General features: G+C 61.3%; 19 protein-coding genes. 3 read left to right on the top strand and 16 right to left on the bottom strand.

Annotation, left to right across the window (positions count from 1 at the left end):
• Positions 1-52 precede the first annotated feature (52 nt).
• The 11 genes from IVB22_RS07740 to IVB22_RS07690 form a co-directional block, all read right to left on the bottom strand.
• Positions 53-1,009, bottom strand: a complete 957-nt coding sequence (locus IVB22_RS07740) for a sugar-binding transcriptional regulator (protein WP_247516697.1) — start codon at positions 1,007-1,009, stop codon at positions 53-55.
• The gene (locus IVB22_RS07735) at positions 1,009-1,677 is read right to left on the bottom strand and encodes an HAD family phosphatase (RefSeq protein WP_247516696.1); all 669 of its coding nucleotides are present in this window, start codon (positions 1,675-1,677) and stop codon (positions 1,009-1,011) included. The genes IVB22_RS07740 and IVB22_RS07735 overlap by 1 nt, the downstream gene beginning before the upstream one ends.
• Positions 1,678-2,356: 679 nt before the next feature.
• Positions 2,357-3,112, bottom strand: coding sequence for an SDR family NAD(P)-dependent oxidoreductase (locus IVB22_RS07730; RefSeq protein WP_247516695.1), 756 nt, complete (start codon positions 3,110-3,112; stop codon positions 2,357-2,359).
• Positions 3,113-3,172: 60 nt separating this feature from the next.
• The gene (locus IVB22_RS07725) at positions 3,173-4,687 is read right to left on the bottom strand and encodes an amidase (RefSeq protein ID WP_247516694.1); all 1,515 of its coding nucleotides are present in this window, start codon (positions 4,685-4,687) and stop codon (positions 3,173-3,175) included.
• Between the two features lie 41 nt (positions 4,688-4,728).
• The gene (locus tag IVB22_RS07720) at positions 4,729-5,436 is read right to left on the bottom strand and encodes an ABC transporter ATP-binding protein (RefSeq protein ID WP_247516693.1); all 708 of its coding nucleotides are present in this window, start codon (positions 5,434-5,436) and stop codon (positions 4,729-4,731) included.
• Positions 5,433-6,155 carry an ATP-binding cassette domain-containing protein gene (locus IVB22_RS07715; RefSeq protein WP_247516692.1) on the bottom strand — a complete coding sequence of 241 codons (723 nt, stop codon included), beginning with the start codon at positions 6,153-6,155 and terminating at the stop codon, positions 5,433-5,435. The genes IVB22_RS07720 and IVB22_RS07715 overlap by 4 nt, the downstream gene beginning before the upstream one ends.
• Positions 6,155-7,231, bottom strand: coding sequence for a branched-chain amino acid ABC transporter permease (locus IVB22_RS07710; protein WP_247516691.1), 1,077 nt, complete (start codon positions 7,229-7,231; stop codon positions 6,155-6,157). Before IVB22_RS07710 ends, IVB22_RS07715 begins: the two co-directional genes overlap by 1 nt.
• Entirely contained in the window at positions 7,228-8,094 is an 867-nt protein-coding gene (locus IVB22_RS07705) for a branched-chain amino acid ABC transporter permease (RefSeq protein WP_247516690.1), read from the bottom strand. The genes IVB22_RS07710 and IVB22_RS07705 overlap by 4 nt, the downstream gene beginning before the upstream one ends.
• 40 nt (positions 8,095-8,134) lie before the next feature.
• The gene (locus IVB22_RS07700) at positions 8,135-9,358 is read right to left on the bottom strand and encodes an ABC transporter substrate-binding protein (protein WP_247516689.1); all 1,224 of its coding nucleotides are present in this window, start codon (positions 9,356-9,358) and stop codon (positions 8,135-8,137) included.
• A gap of 30 nt (positions 9,359-9,388) precedes the next feature.
• The gene (locus IVB22_RS07695; protein WP_247516688.1) at positions 9,389-10,387 is read right to left on the bottom strand and encodes an acetamidase/formamidase family protein; all 999 of its coding nucleotides are present in this window, start codon (positions 10,385-10,387) and stop codon (positions 9,389-9,391) included.
• 67 nt (positions 10,388-10,454) lie between these two features.
• Positions 10,455-11,972, bottom strand: a complete 1,518-nt coding sequence (locus IVB22_RS07690) for an amidase (RefSeq protein ID WP_247516687.1) — start codon at positions 11,970-11,972, stop codon at positions 10,455-10,457.
• Between the two features lie 346 nt (positions 11,973-12,318).
• Between IVB22_RS07690 and IVB22_RS07685 the strand changes: the two genes are divergently transcribed.
• Positions 12,319-13,500: a transporter substrate-binding domain-containing protein gene (locus tag IVB22_RS07685; RefSeq protein ID WP_247516686.1), complete on the top strand. Its 1,182-nt coding sequence runs from the start codon at positions 12,319-12,321 to the stop codon at positions 13,498-13,500.
• On the top strand, positions 13,497-14,099 hold the full coding sequence (locus IVB22_RS07680; protein WP_374207482.1) for an ANTAR domain-containing response regulator: 603 nt from the start codon (positions 13,497-13,499) through the stop codon (positions 14,097-14,099). Before IVB22_RS07685 ends, IVB22_RS07680 begins: the two co-directional genes overlap by 4 nt.
• Positions 14,100-14,110: 11 nt before the next feature.
• Here IVB22_RS07680 and pncA read toward each other — a convergent pair whose 3' ends face one another.
• The 3 genes from pncA to IVB22_RS07665 all read right to left on the bottom strand — a co-directional run bounded on the left by pncA (position 14,111) and on the right by IVB22_RS07665 (position 16,638).
• Positions 14,111-14,734, bottom strand: a complete 624-nt coding sequence (gene pncA, locus IVB22_RS07675) for a bifunctional nicotinamidase/pyrazinamidase (RefSeq protein WP_247516684.1) — start codon at positions 14,732-14,734, stop codon at positions 14,111-14,113.
• Between the two features lie 408 nt (positions 14,735-15,142).
• A complete protein-coding gene (locus IVB22_RS07670; RefSeq protein ID WP_308200360.1) occupies positions 15,143-15,751 on the bottom strand; it encodes a cytochrome b/b6 domain-containing protein in 609 nt (202 codons plus the stop codon).
• Positions 15,709-16,638 carry an oxaloacetate decarboxylase gene (locus IVB22_RS07665; protein ID WP_247516683.1) on the bottom strand — a complete coding sequence of 310 codons (930 nt, stop codon included), beginning with the start codon at positions 16,636-16,638 and terminating at the stop codon, positions 15,709-15,711. The genes IVB22_RS07670 and IVB22_RS07665 overlap by 43 nt, the downstream gene beginning before the upstream one ends.
• A gap of 270 nt (positions 16,639-16,908) precedes the next feature.
• Between IVB22_RS07665 and IVB22_RS07660 the strand changes: the two genes are divergently transcribed.
• On the top strand, positions 16,909-17,187 hold the full coding sequence (locus IVB22_RS07660) for a DUF3551 domain-containing protein (protein ID WP_247516682.1): 279 nt from the start codon (positions 16,909-16,911) through the stop codon (positions 17,185-17,187).
• A gap of 22 nt (positions 17,188-17,209) precedes the next feature.
• Here the strand turns inward: IVB22_RS07660 and IVB22_RS07655 are convergent, their stop codons facing one another.
• Together IVB22_RS07655 and IVB22_RS07650 are read right to left on the bottom strand one after the other, a co-directional pair.
• The gene (locus tag IVB22_RS07655; RefSeq protein WP_247516681.1) at positions 17,210-18,574 is read right to left on the bottom strand and encodes a HAMP domain-containing sensor histidine kinase; all 1,365 of its coding nucleotides are present in this window, start codon (positions 18,572-18,574) and stop codon (positions 17,210-17,212) included.
• 21 nt (positions 18,575-18,595) lie between these two features.
• Entirely contained in the window at positions 18,596-19,273 is a 678-nt protein-coding gene (locus IVB22_RS07650) for a response regulator transcription factor (protein WP_247516974.1), read from the bottom strand.
• Positions 19,274-19,445: the final 172 nt, after the last annotated feature.

Here is a 19,445-nt window from a genome sequence, read left to right as displayed (position 1 = left end):
CTACCCGGATCGGCGGGCGGGAAACTCGCGCGCGACGAGGCCGAAAGACCGGTCAGTTAGACTTGAGGATCGCGCTAGCCGTCGCCTCATCGGTGATCAGCCCGTTCAGCAGCCGCCCCTTGAGCGCCGCCCTGATGGCCGCAACCTTGGCACGACCGACCGCCGCTCCGATGGTGAGGGCCTCGGCAGGTACCCGCGGCGGGATGCTGGTGAGGCGAAGGTTTGTTCCGCCTTTGATGAGGTGCCCCTCCTCGTCGAATGCCCAGCCGGTCAGTTCGCCAACGGCGCCCAGCCGCATCATCTCGAGCAGTTCTTCGCGCGAGACGAAACCGTCAATGTGGACTTGCGCCTGCCGATCCATCTGCCCGACCCCGACAAGCCGCAGGTCGGCCTTGGCGGCGACCGCTCTCACCCTGGCAATCGGATCTATCTTGAGCATCTGGTCGCGCTCGCGCTCGGACGACATCAGAAACGGCAGCGGCATCGGATAGTGGCGCGCCTTGGTCCGATCGGCGAGACGACCGACGGTGTCGAAGAAGCTGGCAGAGCCGTCGGCCGAAATGTTTCCGACCAGCGACACGATCTGGTGATTCGGACAGTCGATCGGAGACACGCGCTCGACGGCGGCCCGCACCGCTCTCCCGGTGCCAAGCGCAACGATCGTCGGCTTCTCGGTGCGCAGCGTCGTTTCGAGGATGTTCGCAGCCCGCTCGGCAATCCCGGCCGCCGAGAGCGGCGCGGCGGGGTCGGTTGGCACCACTTCGCAGTAGACGAGGTGAAACAAGTCCTTCAGCCGTGCTGCCAACTCCATGCAGGCTGTGATCGGGTGCTCCAGCCGGAAGGTAATCAGGCGCTCGGCAAGACAGAGTGAAACCAGGCGCTGGGCCGATGCGCGCGATACCTTCAGCATCTTGGCGATTTCGTCCTGGGTGTGACCGGCAATAAAATAGAGCCAGCCTGCCCGCGCGGCTTCGTCGAGACGCGACTTCTCGTTGTCGGATGACGCCATCAGTCTCCTTGCCGATCCGTCCGCCAGAAATCCGCCATTCGTCCGAACACCCGATCAGCCCCCGCTTCGCGCAGAATGGCGTTGCCGTCACGCGATTGATAGTGGCTGCCTCCGACAAATCCCCAGACGGTCATACCAGCCGACTTGCCCGCCTTGACGCCGCTAACGCTATCCTCGATCACCAGGGTGCGATGCGGATCCACTTGCATCCTTTCGGCCGCGTAGAGGAAGAGGTCGGGCGCCGGCTTGCCGCGTTCCACCATTTGGGAGGTATAGAGGAGGCGCGCGCCGAAATGCGGCGCTAGGCCGGTCAAAGAAAGGGAGAAAGACACCCGATCGACCTCGCTGGACGAGGCGACACAATGCGGGATTTGCAAGTCCTGGAGAACTGAATTCACCCCATCAATCGGACAAAGCGAAGAATGAAACGCAGCGCGAACGCTGGTCCTTAATTCGGCCGGAAATTGCGCGGGGATCGAGCGTCCCAGCGCTTCGTAGTGTTCGCGCACCGCCGTCACACTTCGTCCAAGGAACAAATCCTGCGCCTGATCCACTCCAAGGTTGATGTCGTACCGCGCCAGAACTTCCGACAGGCAGCGGCAGCTCAGCACCTCGCTGTCGATCAGCACGCCATCGCAATCGAAGATGATGAGATCGGGCTTCGCCATCACAAGTCTCCTGCTCTAATCAGAGCATATACTCTTGGAATGGGCAATAGCTCGGTACGCCAGAGCTCTTCAGGGAAACAGGAAGGTCTCGTACCGGGACGCAACAAGCCGCGGCCGATCGCTAAGCAAGGATCTATATCGGACATCCGCTCAACCCTTGACCCTCTGCGCTTTCAATCTCCAGGGCCGGTCGTCGCGTCAAGACGATGCTGCAAGGCTTCTCGATGAACTCGCCGGCAAGTTCGCCGAATTCAACATACAGGTCGTGCCGAGTGCACACAGCGAAACCACGACGAGCTATCCGATTTGTGTGCAGTTGCAGCGCTCACATCGGCCAGCATGCTTCTTCCCTAGAGGTGCGCTGCGCTGGCCGCCGGCTCAATCCATGTTCTGTAAATGGATATAGAAGAAGACGGCTGCATCGCAGCCAGTATCAGGTTAACTGCGCTCTTTCCGATTTCGCGGCATAACGTTCGTACGAAGTTCAAGCCGAGTCTGCATTTCTCTAAGGAGGAACATTCCATAATCGCCCATTCTGCGATTTGCCCCCTCGCCGGCTTCGCCAATTTTGGCTTGCCGCGCGCAATCACATCTCCCGTAGCGGAGACGTTGAGCGAGCGCCAGCACCCACGTCTTCCTGCCAAACGAGCTGCAAGCGGACCCCCGGTCCAACAGCTCGCTAGACGGCCTTTGTCAGCGCCCCATCGACGATGAGGTTGGTGCCGGAGATGCGGCTAGCTACCGGGCTCGCTAGGAACACCACGCCGGCGGCGACTTCCTGCGGCGTGCCCATGCGTCCGGTCGGATTGAGCGACATCGCCGTCTTGTAGAGATCGGGCATGCCGCGCTCGATATTCTGCCAGATGCCGCCTTCGAAATAGGTATTGCCCGGCGACACCGCGTTGACGCGGATGCCCTTGGCGATCAGCTGATTGCTGAGGCCCTTGGCGTAGTGGATCAAGGCCGCCTTGAACGCGCCATACGAACCGGCGGCGAAATCGACCTCGAAGCCCGACACGCTGGAGACGATGATGATCGATGCCGATTTCGACCTTTCCAGATAGGGCACCGCGGCCGCGACGGAATTGACGGTATGCATCATGTCGGTGCGGAACGATTTCTCCCAGGTCTCGGCCGTATCGCCAACCGCCAGCGCGCTGACGTTGCAGACGATGGTATCGATGCCGCCGAGTTCGGCGGCGGCGCCATCAATCCAGCCCTTCAGCGCATCCGGGTCGGCGACATCAACCGCCCTGCCCCACGATTTGACACCTTTCGCCAACAGGCTCTTCACGACATTACCGACCTCGTCGGCATTCCGCGCGCAGATCGCGACGTTGGCGCCCTCGGCTGCAAACAGCTCGGCGATCGCAAGCCCAATGCCCTTGCTACCGCCGGTCACGAGCGCGCTCTTTCCCTTTAATCCGAGATCCATGGTCGCCTCCGTTGCTGGTGCGGCGGCCTGCTCGCATGCCGGCAGGCCGCCTCGATCCGGTTACATCTTCCTCCAGTCGCCTGCGCCTTCGAACGCGGCGGCGGCGCGATAGATCGTCGGTTCGTCAAAATACTTGCCGATCAACATCAGCCCGACCGGCAGACCGTTGCTCATGCCGCAGGGAAGGCTCATTGCCGGATGTCCGCTGGCGTTGAACGGCGCGGTGTTGGGAACCATTTCGAACGCGCGCTGGATATAGAGTTCGCGCGGCGCGTCCGGCGGCGGCAGCGGCGTCGCCTTCATCGGCAAGGTCGGCATCAACAGCAGGTCGTAATTGCTCATCGCCGCGTCATAGGCAGCGCGCAGCTTGCGGTTCAAATTCTGTGCCTTGGCGTAGAAATGACCGCGATAGTGCTTTGTGAAGTATTGGCCGAGCAGCATCGTGATCTTGAGACTGTCGGACAATTCGTCGGCGCGATGCTTCCAGGCCGAGTGGGCGTCAAGCAGCGTGGTATTGTAGAGACCGCGCCAATTGGTCCCCATGCCGTTGCCCTTCATCATGAACTCGGTGGCGCCTTCGGCGGCGATCGGCAGCCAGATCGCGGGCGCTGCGAGATGCATCGGGATCGAGATTTCCTCGACGGTGGCGCCAAGCTTGCGGAACAGGTCGGCGCCCGCCTTGACCTTGGCATCGACGTCCGCCTCCGAACTCGGATGCCCAAAACCTTCCTTGACGACGCCGATACGCAATCCCCTGACGCCGCCGCCGATCTCGTCGGTATACTTCGCAACCCTGAGCGCGCCTTGGCGGGGATCGAGTCCATCCGCACCCGCCAGTACCTCCAGCAGCAGCGCGTTGTCGCGGACGTTGGCCGTCATCGGGCCAGTGTGATCGATCGTGAGCTCGATCGGCATCACGCCGGTATAAGGCACGAGGCCATACGTGGCCTTCATCCCGTAAATGCCGCTGAAGGCCGCCGGAATGCGGATCGATCCGCCCTGGTCGCCGCCGATCGCCATATCGGCCTCACCGGTCGCCACCACGACCGCGCTGCCCGACGACGAGCCGCCCGCGGAGTAGCCCATCTTGTGCGGGTTGTGGACCGGACCGGCAGCGCAGGTGTGGCTCCCGCCGGAGAAGCAGAAATATTCGCAATGGACCTTGCCGATGATGGTGCCGCCGGCATCGAGCATGCGGGTGACGATGGTCGCATCCGTATCGGGCGTGTAGCCTTCGAGGGTCGAGGCGCCGTTCATCATGGGAACGCCGGCGAGGCAGATGTTGTCCTTCAGCGCGATGGTCTTGCCGGCAAGCTTGCCGCTGGGGGCGCCCTTGATCTCGGTCTTGACGTACCAGGCGTTGTATTTGTTCTCCTCGCCTTCCGGGCGATAGCCCGGCGTCCGCGGATATTTCACCGCCGGGACATAGTCCGGCATGGCGTCGACCGCTTCGTAGGCAGCGTAGTTCGCCTGCATCAGGGCGTCGTAGGATTTGAGCTCTTCGTCGCCCATATGCATGCCGAGGTCTTCGGCGACGCTGCGCAGTTGATCGAGTGTGGGTCTCCTGACTGCCATGGCTTGGGTCTCCCTCTGATCATGCCCGCGAGAAGCGGGCTTTACGTTGCGATACCGACGAATTCTCCGACCAGGCTTGCGTCGCCGAGTTCGGCCGGCGCCACCTCCCGGATGATCGCCCCCTTCTGGATGATAAGGATGCGTTGCGAGAGCGCAGCGATGAAGTCGAGATTCTGCTCGACCAGGATCATCGTGAGCCCGCTCTTGGCCCGCAAACGCTGCAGGGTCTCGACGATCTCGTCGATGATGGAAGGCTGAATGCCCTCCGTCGGCTCATCCAGCAGGACCAGACGGGGGCCGCCGCAAAGGCAGCGCGCGATCGCCAATAGTTGCTGTTCGCCGCCCGACAGTGCGCTGCCGGTGCGGTCGACCAACGCCTTCAGGCGGGGAAACTCCTCCAGCACGGCTGCGATGATGTCCTCCTCGGCGCCGTCCTGCGTGCTGCAACCCATGCGCAGATTCTCGTAGACGGTAAGCCCAGGGAAGATCTCGCGGCCCTGCGGCACGTAGCCGAGCCCAAGCCGTGCGCGCCGATAAGGCTCGACCGTCGTGACGTCGTCGTGGCCAAACATCACGCGCCCGCCGGTCGCCGGCAAAAAGCCCATCAGCGCTTTCAGGAGCGTCGTCTTGCCCATGCCGTTGTGGCCGAGAATGCCGATGAATTCGCCCTCGTTGACGGAGAAGCTCACCCCGTTGAGGATCGGAATGCGGCCATACCCCGTTCGCAGTCCCTGCACATCGAGCATCATGCGGCCGCCTGTTTGCCCAGATAGATGTCGCGCACCTGCGGATTGCGCATGATGCTTTCCACCGTGTCCTCGACCAGCACGCTGCCCTGGTTGAACACGGTGACCTGCTTGGCGATCATGCGGATGAACTGCATGTCGTGCTCGACGACGATCAGCGCCTTGGTTCGGTTGATCTCGCGCACCAGTTCAGCGGTCTTGTGGACCTCTTCATGCGTCATGCCGGCGGCGGGCTCGTCGAGCAGGATCAATTGAGGATCGGTGGCCAGTACGAGGCCGAGTTCGACCCATTGCCGCTGCCCATGCGCGAGTTGGCCGACCAAGCGTTCGGCCACTTCGATCAGGCCGACCCGTTCCAGCATCTCGTCGACGACGCGTTTGGTTTGCTCCCGGGAATGAATCCGGCTTGCCGCCAGCCAGATGTTTTCGCGCACCGAGAGGCCGTCAAACACGCTGGGAACCTGGGTCTTGATGCCGATGCCAAGCCGCGCGATCTCATGGGCGTGGGCATAGGATATTTCCTGGCCACGGAACAGGACGTGTCCATGGGTTGGCTGCAGCTGCCCGGTCAGCATCTTGAAGAAGGTGCTCTTGCCAGCGCCGTTCGGGCCGATAAGGCAGCGCAGCTCCCCTTCGGCCAGCGAGAAGTCGACGTGGCGCACGGCACGAACGCCGCCGAAATGCATGCTGAGATCCCGGGTCTGAAGCAGCGGTGCGGCCATCAGCCCTCCTCCGCCCGCTTGGGCTCCAGCCGCGTCTTGGCCCGCTTGGTGCGTGAAGACAGCAGCCATTGGCCGAGATCGCCGAGCGTCGGCACCAGCCCTTTCGGCACCAGCAATACGAACGCGATCAGGATGATACCGAGGATCAACGGCGCATTGGCAAAGATCTTGGCCCACCAATCCGGGCCGCCGCTCGGTTGGTTGGCGCCGAGCGCGGTAGTGAGCCATTGAATGCCGATGCAGCCGACGATCGGACCGATCAGTGTGCCACGCCCGCCGACAATCACCCAGATGATGATCTGCGCGGATTGGGCGAGGCCGAAGATCGTGGGGCTGACGAAATTTCCCCAATTGGCGAACAGGCAACCGGCAAATCCGGCAAGCGCGCCTCCGATCGTGAAGGTCGCGAGCTTGTAGGCCCGCGGATCATAGCCCAGCAGTTCGGCGCGCCGTTCGTTTTCCCTTATGCCGACGATGATGCGGCCGAAGCGGCTCGCAAGCAGCAGCCGCAGGCCGAAATAGGCGAGGAGCAGCGAAATAGTCGCAAGATAGAACATACCCTCGAGGTCGATCGGTGAAGCCTTGTTGCCGGGGAAATTGAGCGGCGGAATGCCGGGAATGCCGTTGAAGCCGCCGAGCCGCGCCGACCCGATGCGGAATTCCGGTCCCGCTGTGGAATTGACCGAATTGAACAGGATCAGCGTCACCGTCAGCGTGATGACGCCGAGATAGACGTCGCTGATGCGGCCATAGAACATGAAATAACCCAGCAGCGCGGCGAAGGCGGCGGGCAGAACGATCGCGAGCAGCAGCGGAATCGTGCTCTCGCCGATGTTGAACACCGCGATGGCGTAGGTGTAGGCGCCAAGTCCAAAGAAGGCCGACTGCCCGAAACAAAGGATGCCCCCATAGCCCCAGATCAGCGCCAGGCTGAGCGCCAGGATCGCCATGATCATGTAGACGGTGAGCTCCAGCACCACATCGAGTTCGAACAGGCGCGGAATCAGCACCAGGAACGCGATGCCAATCACGCCGACGAGGCCGAGACCTAGAAGATTGAGCGCGCGGCCGTTCACAGCCCTCTCCGGAAAAAGCGGCCAGTGATGCCTTGCGGCAGCAGGCGGATCAGGACGATGGCGGCGCCGAGCAAGGCCACCTCGCCGAACACGGGCGTGGTGACGAAGGTAGCGATCTGATTGATCGTGCCGAACAGCGCGGACGCCGAAACCGTGCCGGTGAGGATAGCGGCGCCACCGCCGATCACCGTGATGAAGGATTTGGCGATATAGGCGACGCCGATGGTCGGAAACACGCCGGAGACCGGCGCCAGCACGGCGCCGGCGAGACCCGACAACGCGGCGCCGACGCCGAAAGTAATAGCGTAGACGCGGGGCGGATTGACACCAAGCGCCGCCGCCATGTTGGCGTTCTGCATCGTGCCACGGGCAATCAGCCCGAGCCGTGTCCAGCGCATCACGGCGAAGATCGCCGCCAGCACCACGGCCGCAACCGCGATCACGAACAGCGTGTAGGCGCTGGTGCGATAGGCGCCGATCTGGAAACTGCCGAGCGGCGCCGAAATGCCGACGGTGGTATTGCCGAAGATCGCCGTCGTCAGCCCGACCAGGAACAGGCTGAGACCCCAGGTCGCGAGCATGGTGTCGATCATGCGACCATAAAGAAAGCGGATAATGGTGCGCTCGACGACGACGCCGATGATGCCGACCACGATAGGCGCGACCACCAGCATCGACAGCCAGATGCTGATGCCGTGGCTGGTCGCAACGATCGCCGCATAACCGCCGAGCATCAGGAACTCGCCATGGGCGAGGTTGATGACGCGCATCATGCCGAAGATAATCGCCAGCCCGACGCTGATCAGCGCCAGGCTGGCTATCGCGTAAAGGACCTGGATTGCCAGGAGAGCAACGAGACCCACGTTCACCTTTCCCAAGCAAGATCCGGGGGCAGACCCGCCCTCAAATCTTGATTACGTATTGCTGGTTGTCGTTCGGGTTCTTGATGAGGTCGCAGACAGCAGCGGTATCGGCCGGCTTCTGCTGGGCGAAATCTTCGAGCACCTTGAGCTTCTTGTCGGCAACTTCGGCGATGTGCACGTCGAGCACGCAATGATGCGTCGGCGGATCGATCGTGACCTTGCCGGACGGCGCATCGATGCTGATCCCGGTCTCGAGAGCATCGATAACCTTGATCCGATCGACGCTCCCGGCCTTCTTGACCGCTTCTGCCCATAGCCGGAACCCCTGGTAGGTTCCCATCGCAAGTTCGGTAATGTTTGGGTAATCGGCGCCAAACCGCTTGTGGAAGCTGGCGACAAATTTCTCGTTCACCGGGTTCTTCAGATCCTGGAAGTAGTTGTAGCAGACCAGCATGCCGTTGCACTCGTCCGGCGACAGCACGATGTGCTCGTTGCCGACTGCAAAGGTGGTTGACGCCATCGGAATGCTCTTGCGCATGCCGGCGGCCGCCCATTGGCGGTAGAACGAGATATGGGCGCCGCCGACCAGCGCCGACCAGACGAAGTCGGGCTTCGCCGCCTGGATCTTGGAGATGGTCGGGCCGAAATTGGTGACGTCGAGCGGGAAGAAGTCGATCGAAGGTACCTCGCCGCCATTTTCAGTGACGTATTTCTTCACCCATTGCGAGGTGATCTGGCCGTAGTTGTAGTCGGCCGCGATCACGTAAACCTTCTTGCCCCATTTCTTCATGGCGTGAGGCACCAGCTTTTCCACCGTCTGCGCCGGGGTCACGCCGGTATCGAACTGGTTGCGGTCGCAGACGCCACCCTCATATTGGGTGTTGTAGAAATACAATGTCTTGAATTTGCCGAGCACCGGCCGGATTACCTCGCGGGAGGCCGAGGTGATGCCGCCATGGACTACCGCGACCTTGTCCTTCAGCGCCGCCTGCTGCGCGAACTGCGTGTAGAGCTGCATGTTGGACTGGGTGTCGTAGTTGATCAGCTTGATCTGCCGGCCCAGCAAGCCGCCTGCCGCATTGGCTTCCTCGATGGCAAGGGTCAAGGCGTCGACCATCGGCTTGCCGTAGATATCGAGGCCGCCGGAGAGATCGTGGATGCTGGCCACGTTGATCGGATCTTCCGCCCAAGCGCTGGAGGAAAACATCCCGGCGGCAGCGGTAGCAGCCGTACTTTGCAAAAACGTTCTGCGATTGACTCTCATGGCCCTGTCCTCCTCGCGGTTGCCGATGACTCATGAAATCAGGTATTTTTTCAGTATTGACGCGCCCATCGTGTATTTCGGGTCGACCATGTTGCCGAGCCGAATCCGTCCGGCCTGGCTGAGCAGCATGTAGGCGTCGATCTCGTCGAAGCCGTAATCCGCGCTCATCCAGCGAACCAGTTCGCGATAGGAGATGCGCGCCGCGTCTTCGAGCGGTCGGGCGCTGCCGATCGTCATGACAAAATCCTTTGTCTCAAGCCGCGGCCAGGCAAAGCTCCAGCCCTTGATGACGTCGATCTGCATCGTGACGGTGGCACGCTGTTCGATCGCCACGCCTGACAATTCGCCATCGCCCTGGGCGGCGTGGCAATCGCCGACATAGAGAAAGCCACCTTTGACATGCACGGGGAAGTACAGGATCGCGCCGGGCGCGACATCCGGCAGGTCCATATTGCCACCGTGATAATCCGGCTGCAGCGACGAGATCGCCTCGATCTCAGGGGAAATTCCAATGGTTCCGATGAACGGCTGATAAGGCAGCGTGATCTTGTCGCTCCAGCGCACGCCATCCTTGTCGACGTGCATCACCCTCACCCGTTCGGGTAATGGCGGATTGAGCAACGCTGTGGACGCCGTTCCGACAAGGCCACCGAATTCCGGAATAATGCAGGTCTTGCCGGCCGGCTGCGCGCCCCTTGTCTCCACGGCATGAATATGCACGGCCAGACAATCGCCCTTCTCGATCCCGTTAATGGCGATCGGACCGCATTGCGGATTGAGGAAGGGAAACTTCAACTTCGCCGTCGGGCTGTCCTGCTCGCTGGTGATGACGCCGCCGAAGGCGTCTTCGGTCTCGACCGCGACGATGTCGCCGGGGTCGATGGTGAGAACCGGCTTCGTGTAAGGTCCATAGACGTAGTGAAAATTGCCCTGCCCCTCGATCGTGAGCTCATGGCGCTTTCCAGCCTGGCCTTTGGCAAGGCCGCGCTTTGCCATGATCGAGGTCTTGAGCCAAAGGTCGTCGGTCATCGCGAGATCCTCGAAGCTTGGCGACAATGCAAATCGCACGCCAAAAGTCAGATTTGACTCGTTCGTCCTAGTTCAACTTCCAGTCTCCATCGGCCTCGATCGCCCGAGCCAGACGTATCAATGTCGCTTCCTCGAAGTGACGCCCGACCAGCATCAGACCGACCGGCAAACCATTGACGCGGCCGCATGGCACGGTGAAGGCAGGATGGCCGGAAACGTCGAACGAGCAGGTGTTAGCTTGCATATTAAGTGCGGTATCGATCACGGTGTTCAGCGGCGCATCGGGCGGCGGGATCGGCGTTGCGGTGAAGGGAATGGTCGGCATCACCAGCGCATCGAATTTTCCAAGCGCCTCGTCATAGGCGCGCCGCAGCAGCCCCCGGAGATTTTGCGCCTTCGAATGATAGCGCCCGTGATAATGACGATGCATGTACTCGCCGAGCATCAGCACCAGTTTGACGGTCGGCGACACGTCGTTGATCCGCGTCCCCATGCCGCGCGCAAGGGCCTCCTGCATCGAGAGCGGATAGTAGCCCTGGATGTTGTTGCCGACGCCATAGCCCTTGAGCATCATCTCGGCAGCGCCTTCCAAAATGATGCCGCTCCAGACATGCGGTCCATCGAGATGCCAGGGCACGGAGACCTCTTCGCTTGCGATGCCGGCCCGCCCGAGCGCCGCAATGGTTTGCCGCACCTTCTCGTTGACCGCGGGATCGCTCTCCGGATGGCCAAATCCTTCGCGCAGCACGCCAATGCGCAGTCCCTTCGCGGGATTGCCGAGCGCGGCCATATAGTCGCCGGTGCGCGCTGCGATCGTTCGGGTATCCCAGCCGTCGTGGCCAGCGATAACGGTCAACAGGCGCGCAACGTCCTCAACCGACGCGCACATCGGACCGCAATGATCGACGGAGTAGCTGATCGGCATGGAGCCGGTGGTCGGCACCAGGCCCCAGGTCGGCTTCAGACCATAAACGCCACACCAGCTTGACGGTGTACGGATCGAGCCGCCCTGGTCTCCGCCGAGCGCCATCGGTACTTCACCGGCCGCCACCAGCGCGGCGCTGCCGCCGGACGAGCCGCCGGCGCTGTGGGCCGGATTATGCGGGTTACGGATCACGCCGCCTGCGCAGGTATGACTCGCCCCTGAAAAGCAGAGGTCCTCGCAGGCGGCCTTGCCGGCGATAGTGCCTCCGGCTTCGAGGATCCGTGTTACGACGGTAGCATCAAGTTCCGGCACATAACCTTCAAGCAGCGCCGAGCCGTTCATCATCGGGACGCCGGCGACACAGATGTTGTCCTTGATCGCGACCTTCTTGCCGCTCAACAGTCCTTCCGCGCCAGTCTTGATATTCGTTTTCCAGTACCAGGCGCCGTAAGGATTTTCCGATGCCGCAGGCCGGTAGCCCGGCGATCGCGGCGCAATCGGCGCCAGGGCTGGCGGCACCAACTCGTCCAACCGGCCGTAGGAGGCCAGCGGTCCCTTGAAGGCCTCCTGAAATCCAGCAATCTCGTCTGCGGTGAGAACGAGACCAAAGTCAGATCCGAGACGATCAATCTGGTCCAGCGTCGGAAGGCGAACTGCCATGCCCATTTCCCGTCTTTGGGAGACAAAACGAAAAAAGCCATCCGCGGCCCGAAAAGGCCCCGAATGGCATCAATGCCGCTGATATCGGTGGTCGCGTAGGTTACGATGCAGAACGAAACTTGGAAGTCTTCACTCAGACGTCATCGGCTGCGCGAGAACTCTTTCGCCATGCACGCATTCACGTACCGAGATATTCTGTCTTAGCGTCGCCGGCCTTGTCAATGCGAAGCCAGCACCTTTTTTATGCTTATAGCTTGAATGACGCGCAGCGCAGATTGATGATACGAGGCAACAAAGCCTGCTTTCCTGCGAAGAGACAGTTGCCGCACAGCACCCGAGCTACTTGATGACCAAGCCGTCCATCCCTCTTGGCCTCGTATTTTCCCAGTCGGGACCTTACGCCATGATGGCTGGCGAGATGCGCAAAAGCGCGTTGATGGCGGTCGACGAAATCAATCAGAGCGAAGGATTCGATTTCACGTTCACGCCTCACCTGCGCGACCCCGGCGGGGTTGTCGCCCGGTATCATACCGCCTGCGCAGATCTTATCCGCGAAGAGCATGTCGATCATATCGTCGGCTGTTACACGTCGGCCTCACGCAAGCAGGTCATCCCGATTGTCGAACGGACCGAGCGGTTGCTCTGGCACCCGGCACGGTATGAAGGGTTCGAAAGCAGCGACAACGTCATCTATGTCGGAGCCGCGCCCAATCAGCACGTCGTGCCGCTCGTGCGCCATATGCTGGACCACATCGCAACTGACGTGTTCTGCATCGGGTCGAACTATATCTGGACCTGGGAAATGAACCGGGTCATCCGTGAAATTGTGACCAGCGCAGGCGGACATATTCTTGCCGAACGACTGCTGGAGCTCGGCGAGACCGCCGTGGACCACATCGTCAATGAGGTCGTCGACCGAAGGCCGCCGGTTGTGTTCAATACGCTGGTGGGTGAATCAAGCTACGCCTTCATGCGCGCCCTGCACGCGGCGGCGTCGCATGCCGGCCTCTCGATTCCGATGCTGAGCTGCAGCCTGTGCGAGCCCGAGCTCAAGCTGATCGGGTCGGCGGCGTCGGTCGGATGCATCACCTCATCTGCTTATTTCGAGAGCATCGAGGGGCTCGAAAATCGCGCTTTTGTGGCGCGGTGGAAGGCCCGCCACGGCGCGGGCAGCAGTCCCTCCGTCGATGGACAGTCGACTTATGTCTGCGTCATGCTGCTTGCTCGCGCCATCCGCCGCGCGGGTTCGGCGGACGTCGGCGCCGTGCGGCGCGCTGCGGCAAATCATCGCTACGATTCCCCGCAGGGGCCGGTATGGGTCGACCCCGACAACAATCACTGCTTCCTGACGCCGCGATTGGCACGCTCCGTGCCTGGATGTCAGTTCAACATCTTCTGGGAGGCGGATGCCCCTGAACGTCCCGATCCCTATCTTTCGAACCTCGATCTCGCAGCGATTGGCATGAGGCCGGGAAAGAGCAATGATGCAATGACGAAGCGCTCAACCCATCTGCGTATCGTGAAATGACCAGGCCCTCGCCCTTCTCCGTTCGCGGCCGTCGCGCTCTCATGGTGATGAGAGATGAGCGCGAAATTTCTATCGTGCGCCGCCAGCTCAGCCGTCTCGGCATGACGATTTCAGAGCACGATCCGGCCGGGCCGCCACCGCCGAACCAGGCCGTTGACGTCATCCTGATGGATGCGGACGCCATTCCCATCAAGTCCGATCAGGCCACATTATGGAAAGGCAGCGTGCCGATCATCGCGCTGATCGGGACGGAAACGCCCAGCCGGTTGAAATGGCTGCTCGATCTGCGGCCGGCGTCTTTTCTCGTCAAGCCGCTGCGATCGGCGGGACTATACACCGCGCTGGTGGTTGCGTTCGATTCCGCCCAACGAAGGGTTGAAGACGCGGCACACATAGAAAAGCTGGAGGATCGCATTCGATCTCGGCGCGTCGTGCTCTCTGCCGTTCTGCAGATCATGCGCGGTCACGATATGTCGGAGACGGATGCGTTCGCACTCATTCGACAGACCGCGATGCGCCATCGCACGACGATCGAGGTCTTGAGCGCGGAAATCATCGCGGCCGGGGGAATGCCGAACCGGAACACACGAACCGCATAGCAATTACAGCACTAAAGATCGTTGACACGCTGCACGCCGGCCTCGGCCATCCCTGCCCAGGCGGCGTCCAGCGAGCCCGCCAGATCGATCGCCCGGCATCCACTCTCGACAAGCACGGCGTCGAAGCCGAGCCGGCGCGCGTCCACGGCGGAATAATGGACGCAAAAATCGGTAGCGAGTCCGACCATGAAGATTCGCCGCAAACCGCGGTCGCGCAAATAACCGGCGAGACCGGTGGGCGTGTGCCGGTCGTTTTCAAAGAATCCCGAATAGGAATCGATCTCGGTGCGAAAGCCTTTCCGGATGATCAGTTCTGCCCGGTCGATCGCCAGTTCCGGGTGAAACTCCGCCCCGGCAGTTCCCTGCCGGCAATGTTCGGGCCAGAGGGTTTGCTCGCCATATGGCATGGCGACGCGGTCGAAGGGGTTGGCTCCCGGATGCGACGTCACAAAAGAGCTGTGGTTTGGCGGATGCCAGTCCTGGGTCAGCACGATGTGATCAAAGCGTTCGGCGAGGCGATTGATGACCGGCACCACCGCGTCGCCGTCGGCAACCGCAAGCGCTCCGCCGGGGCAGAAATCGTTCTGCACATCGATTATAAGCAGCAAATCATCGTTGCCTGGCCGGATCAGCATTCTGGACCTGTGTTTGTCTTGAGCACTGAACTCTAGCGCAAGACAAGGGCGCTGACAGCAGGAATGCAAGCGGGCGATTATTCGCGGCCGCTTGCTGCAGCCGGCATGCGGGCGTCACGGTTCGACGGCCGCAATGAGAAGAAGCGACCATTTAATTTGCCCTCCCGAAACATCGGCCCGCCGCTGGCATTGAAGCGCTTTCGGCAGCTGCCCCCGTTGGCTGTTTCTGGATTTTCTTTGATCTCCCAGTGCACACACAATCCTACAACCGATTGAAAATACTGAGCTTTTTCTCAAATCCATCATGGAGAAGTTTGAGCTAGGTCCAGCCAGCCGCAGCTAGGAGATCTAACGTCTGAACGTCACCGACCGCTTTGCGCCAACATGGCGGTCTCGTCGTCTTCCGCTTCAATGTTTGTTCGCACGACCTGGCAGGGTCGGCCACATCCCGCGCGAGACCTCGTCCTTGATCACATGGTGATGGAAAAGCGCGGCCGCGGAATGAAACAGTGCTACGGTGATAATCACATTTGCGATCAATCCGTGCCATGCATTGATGCTGCGCATGAATTCGTCTCCGCCGAATTTCGGAAAGTGCCAAAGATTGAATAGCGGAAAAACATGCGCAAACACATTGGTGATGCCCAGCGCAACCATGATGAGCAATAGAAGATCGAGCAGCCGGTGCGTTGCCACCGCGGTCAAGTGGAGGACACCGCCGTTTAGCGGCGACAATCTACGGCCGTGCGTCGTGCGCCAAAGCAACCCCACCACCACCACGCCGGAGAACGCAAACCCGAACAGGACGTGCACGGACCAGATGTCGACCCGAAGCGGGCCACGCGGCAGAAGGCCCGTCGTTCTGCCGATCAGAAACTCGATCGCAACGAGGATTGCGGTCACCCAGTGCAGCGTGACCGTCTTGCGGTCATAGATCTCCGGTGCACTTTCTGAGTGAACAGTTATGCCGCGGCTCAATCCGCTTCCAGCGAGGCGTACTTCTTCTCGAATTCCCACACCTCCTGAAAGCCAATCAACGAGCTGAACTCGTTGAAGTCATAGATCGGCGCCTGCACCGGCTTGCCGTCGGCCAGCGAACCATAGACATTGTTCAGTGCATAAGCGGTGGCGAGCAGGCCCGCTGTCGGATAAATCGCCATCCGGTACCCGATTTCCCTGAGTTTATCCTGGCTGAGGATGGGGGTCCGGCCCCCGTGCAGCTGATTTGACAGCAGCGGCACGTCCAGGGACGATCCGATCTTTCGCATCTCCGCTTCCGATTCCGGACTCTCGATGAAAATAATGTCCGCCCCGGCTTTGGCATATGCCTCGCCACGGTGGATCGCCTCGTCGAGGCCGAGCGCCGTGCGAGCATCGGTGCGCGCGATGATCAGGAAGTCTTTTGAAGAGCGCGCATCGGTTGCGACCGTCAGCTTGTTGATCATTTCATTGACGGGGATCACGTGGCGGTTCGGCGTGTGGCCGCATTTCTTAGGACTCTGCTGATCTTCAAGCTGGATCGCTGCCGCCCCAGCCTTCTCGTAGCCACGAACTGTATGATGAACGTTGAGCAGGCCACCGTAACCGGTATCCCCGTCGGCGATCAGCGGCTTGCGCACGGTTTGGACGATAGCCTGCACGCGATCGAGCATCTGTGAGTAGGTCGCCAGGCCGGCATCGGGCAGTCCGAGATAGGACGCCACGACCCCATAGCCTGTCATGTAAAGCGCATCGGCCTTGGTACGATCGGCGAGCTTGGCGGAGACCAAGTCGAAGACCCCGGGACAGGTCACAAACGACTTTTCCTCAATGAATGTTCTTAAGGCGTTAGATCTCACTGTGATCTCCTCAACTGATTTTGGCCCGTAGCCTCTCTCCCGGATTTGACGCTCGTCGGAGTACATGGAACACTCCAACGTATAAGTGCGCGGTCTGCCCCCGGGCAGTCGATGCTTTCCGTGTTGGACCTAATTCGGCGCACTCAAAAAGATATGCACGAGGCCACCTCACACCAATTAAATACAAATTCATTTGCGGGTTCGGCCGATCACGACTCGCTGATGGCCCGTCATCGCATCGACGATACCAGCAAGCAGAATGAATTTTTATATAATCGATTTCATCGACATCGCACCCCATCTCAGGATTGGGCAGGACCTAGATGGACTATGACCATGAGAACGATTCAGAAGGTCGCGATTGCCTCGACAATCGCTTTTTCCGCACTTGCATTCTTCCCGGCGACAGCTTCCACGGCGCAGGCCGGACCGATTGTGCCGTTGGGCCACTATTGCCTGTCATATGACGAGGGTGGCACCGACTGCAGTTTCACAAGCTACGCGCAATGTCAGGCCACCGCGTCAGGACTTGCCGCCGAATGCTACGGCAAGACCGTTCGCGATGACGAGCACGAACGCCCCTGGGGCGCCGGCCGCGATCGCTCCCTGCGGTGAGCGGGAGGCGACGCGATCGCCTTCAATCGCGCCGGTCCGGACAAGCAATCTCCACCCTGCAGGCCGGCCCCGGTTGGATCGTCAGGCGAAAACCATGCAGCTTCACGATGGCGGCGACGAGGCTGAGGCCAAGACCGACGCCCGGCGTATTTCGAATCTTGTCGGAGCGATAAAATCGCCGCAGCACGGCTTCGCGCTCCTGTTCGCTGATGCCGGGCCCGCTATCGTTCACGCTCACGACGGTTCCGTCTCCACTGCGCCTCAACCCTATGTCCACCGTTCCGCCCTCCGGCGTGAACTTGATGGCGTTGTCGACGAGGTTGGCGACCGCCTCGATCAGCAAGTCGCGGTCGCCGCGCACGGAGAGCGGATGAGGTGCCTCGACATGCAGGGCGATATTCTTGTTTTCCGCGATCGGTTCGTAGATATCGCCCACCTCACGCAGCATGTCCTGCAGGGCAACGTCGTCGAAGGCGGCCGAGCGGCGGCTGTTTTCTATCTCGGCCAAGCGCAACAGCGCGGTGATGATCGTCAGTGACTGATCGATGCCGGCGATGGCCTTGTCCACGACCGCCTGAAGCTGCTCCAGCGAATGGGCGTTGGTACGCCCGCGCTCCAGCGCAAGCCGGGCGCGGGTCAGCGGCGTCCGCAAATCATGGGCGATATCGTTGCCGACCCCGGCAAGCGCGTGGATCATCGTTTCCATTTCATCCAGCATGCCGTTGACGATGACCGCGAGCTTCGAGAACGGCTCGTCGACGGCACGGTGCGGCAGCCGCTCGCTGAGATCGCCGGCGATGATGCGCCGAACCCGTTGATTGACCTCCTCGACCCGCCTCTGCGCACGCACGCTGAGCCATGCGCCCGCCAGCAGGCAGAGGAGAAACCCGGGCAGCAGACCGAGCGCAAGCGCCTGCCCGACGACATGGGAGATCTCGGTGGCCTCGTCGACCTTGCGTCCGAGCAGCAGCACGTCGCCATTAGTCATCCGCTGTGCAATCGCGCGGATCGTCTGCCGCTCCTTGTCCCCCCGATCGATCCTGACGATATCTGCGCCTTGCGCCGGACCGTCGATCCGCAATTCGGCAGGCAGCTGCTCCACATTTCCGATCATGCGGCGGCCGTCGGCGGCGAAGATCGCCGCGACCTGCACGCCGCGGGGATCCTGCCTCAGGCGCTCTTCGGTTGCCTCCAGACGCCGTTCAGGCGAAAGGCCGGCTATTCCGTCCAGTTGCGCCGTTATCACGCGGTCGGATCGCGCGATCAGATAACCGTCGATCTGCCAGTAGATGAATCCAAACAGCACCAGGATGAAGGCCGCGAACACGCCGGCCACCATGAACGCCCAGCGGAAGGTGTTCGAGCGCGCGAATTGCAGATGGCGCATCGGGATTTCGCCGCCCAGGTTTCAAGGCACGGCGCGAAGGATGAAGCCGGCACCGCGAACATTGTGGATCATTGGCGCTTCGTCAGGGCCGTCCACCTTGTGGCGAAGGCGCCCCATATGCACATCGACCAGATTGGTCGCAGGCACGAATTTGTAGTGCCAGACCTCCTCGAGCAGCATGGCCCGCGTCAGCAACTGATCCGGACGGCGCATCATGTACTCCAGAAGGCGAAACTCGCGCGGCAGCAATTCGATCCCGCGATCCCCTCGTCTTCCAGTACGCTCGATCAGGTCGAGCTCCAGCGCTCCGACCTTGAGGGTCGTCTCGCGCGATTCCGCTGGCCGGCGCAGCAACGCTTCCATCCGCGCAACCAGCTCGACGATGGCGAACGGCTTCGTCAGGTAGTCATCGCCGCCCATTCGCAGTCCGCGCACGCGATCGTCCACCGCGCCGAGCGCGCTCAACACCAGCACGGGGGTGCGGACCTGTTCCTTCCGCAGCGTCTCGATAACCGTGAGGCCATCCATGCCGGGCAACAGCCGGTCGACGATGATGGCATCCGGCTGCGTCGAACGCGCCTTGTCGAGACCCTCAATGCCGTTCGCCGACCAATCGACGTCGAAACCGCGATCGGTCAGTTCGGCCCTGATCTCCTCGGCCGTTTCGCCATCATCCTCGATCAAAAGAACTCTTGTCATATGCTTCTCGACTGCCGCGAGATTCCTCACAATACCCGGGTTCGGTATCCCGGGAACGTCGCGCACGCTGACCATATTCAGTGCCATGCCGTCAGCTCCCTGCAAGCGCCAGGATCATACATCGAAACTGCGTCTCCGCCACAGGGCCGGACGGCGCCGCCCACCTCACCGG

The organism is Bradyrhizobium sp. 190, assembly GCF_023073415.1.
In the GTDB taxonomy this organism is placed as follows: Bacteria; Pseudomonadota; Alphaproteobacteria; order Rhizobiales; family Xanthobacteraceae; genus Bradyrhizobium.
Note: the sequence above shows the minus strand (reverse complement) of the source record. Positions and strands in the feature narration are given on the sequence as shown.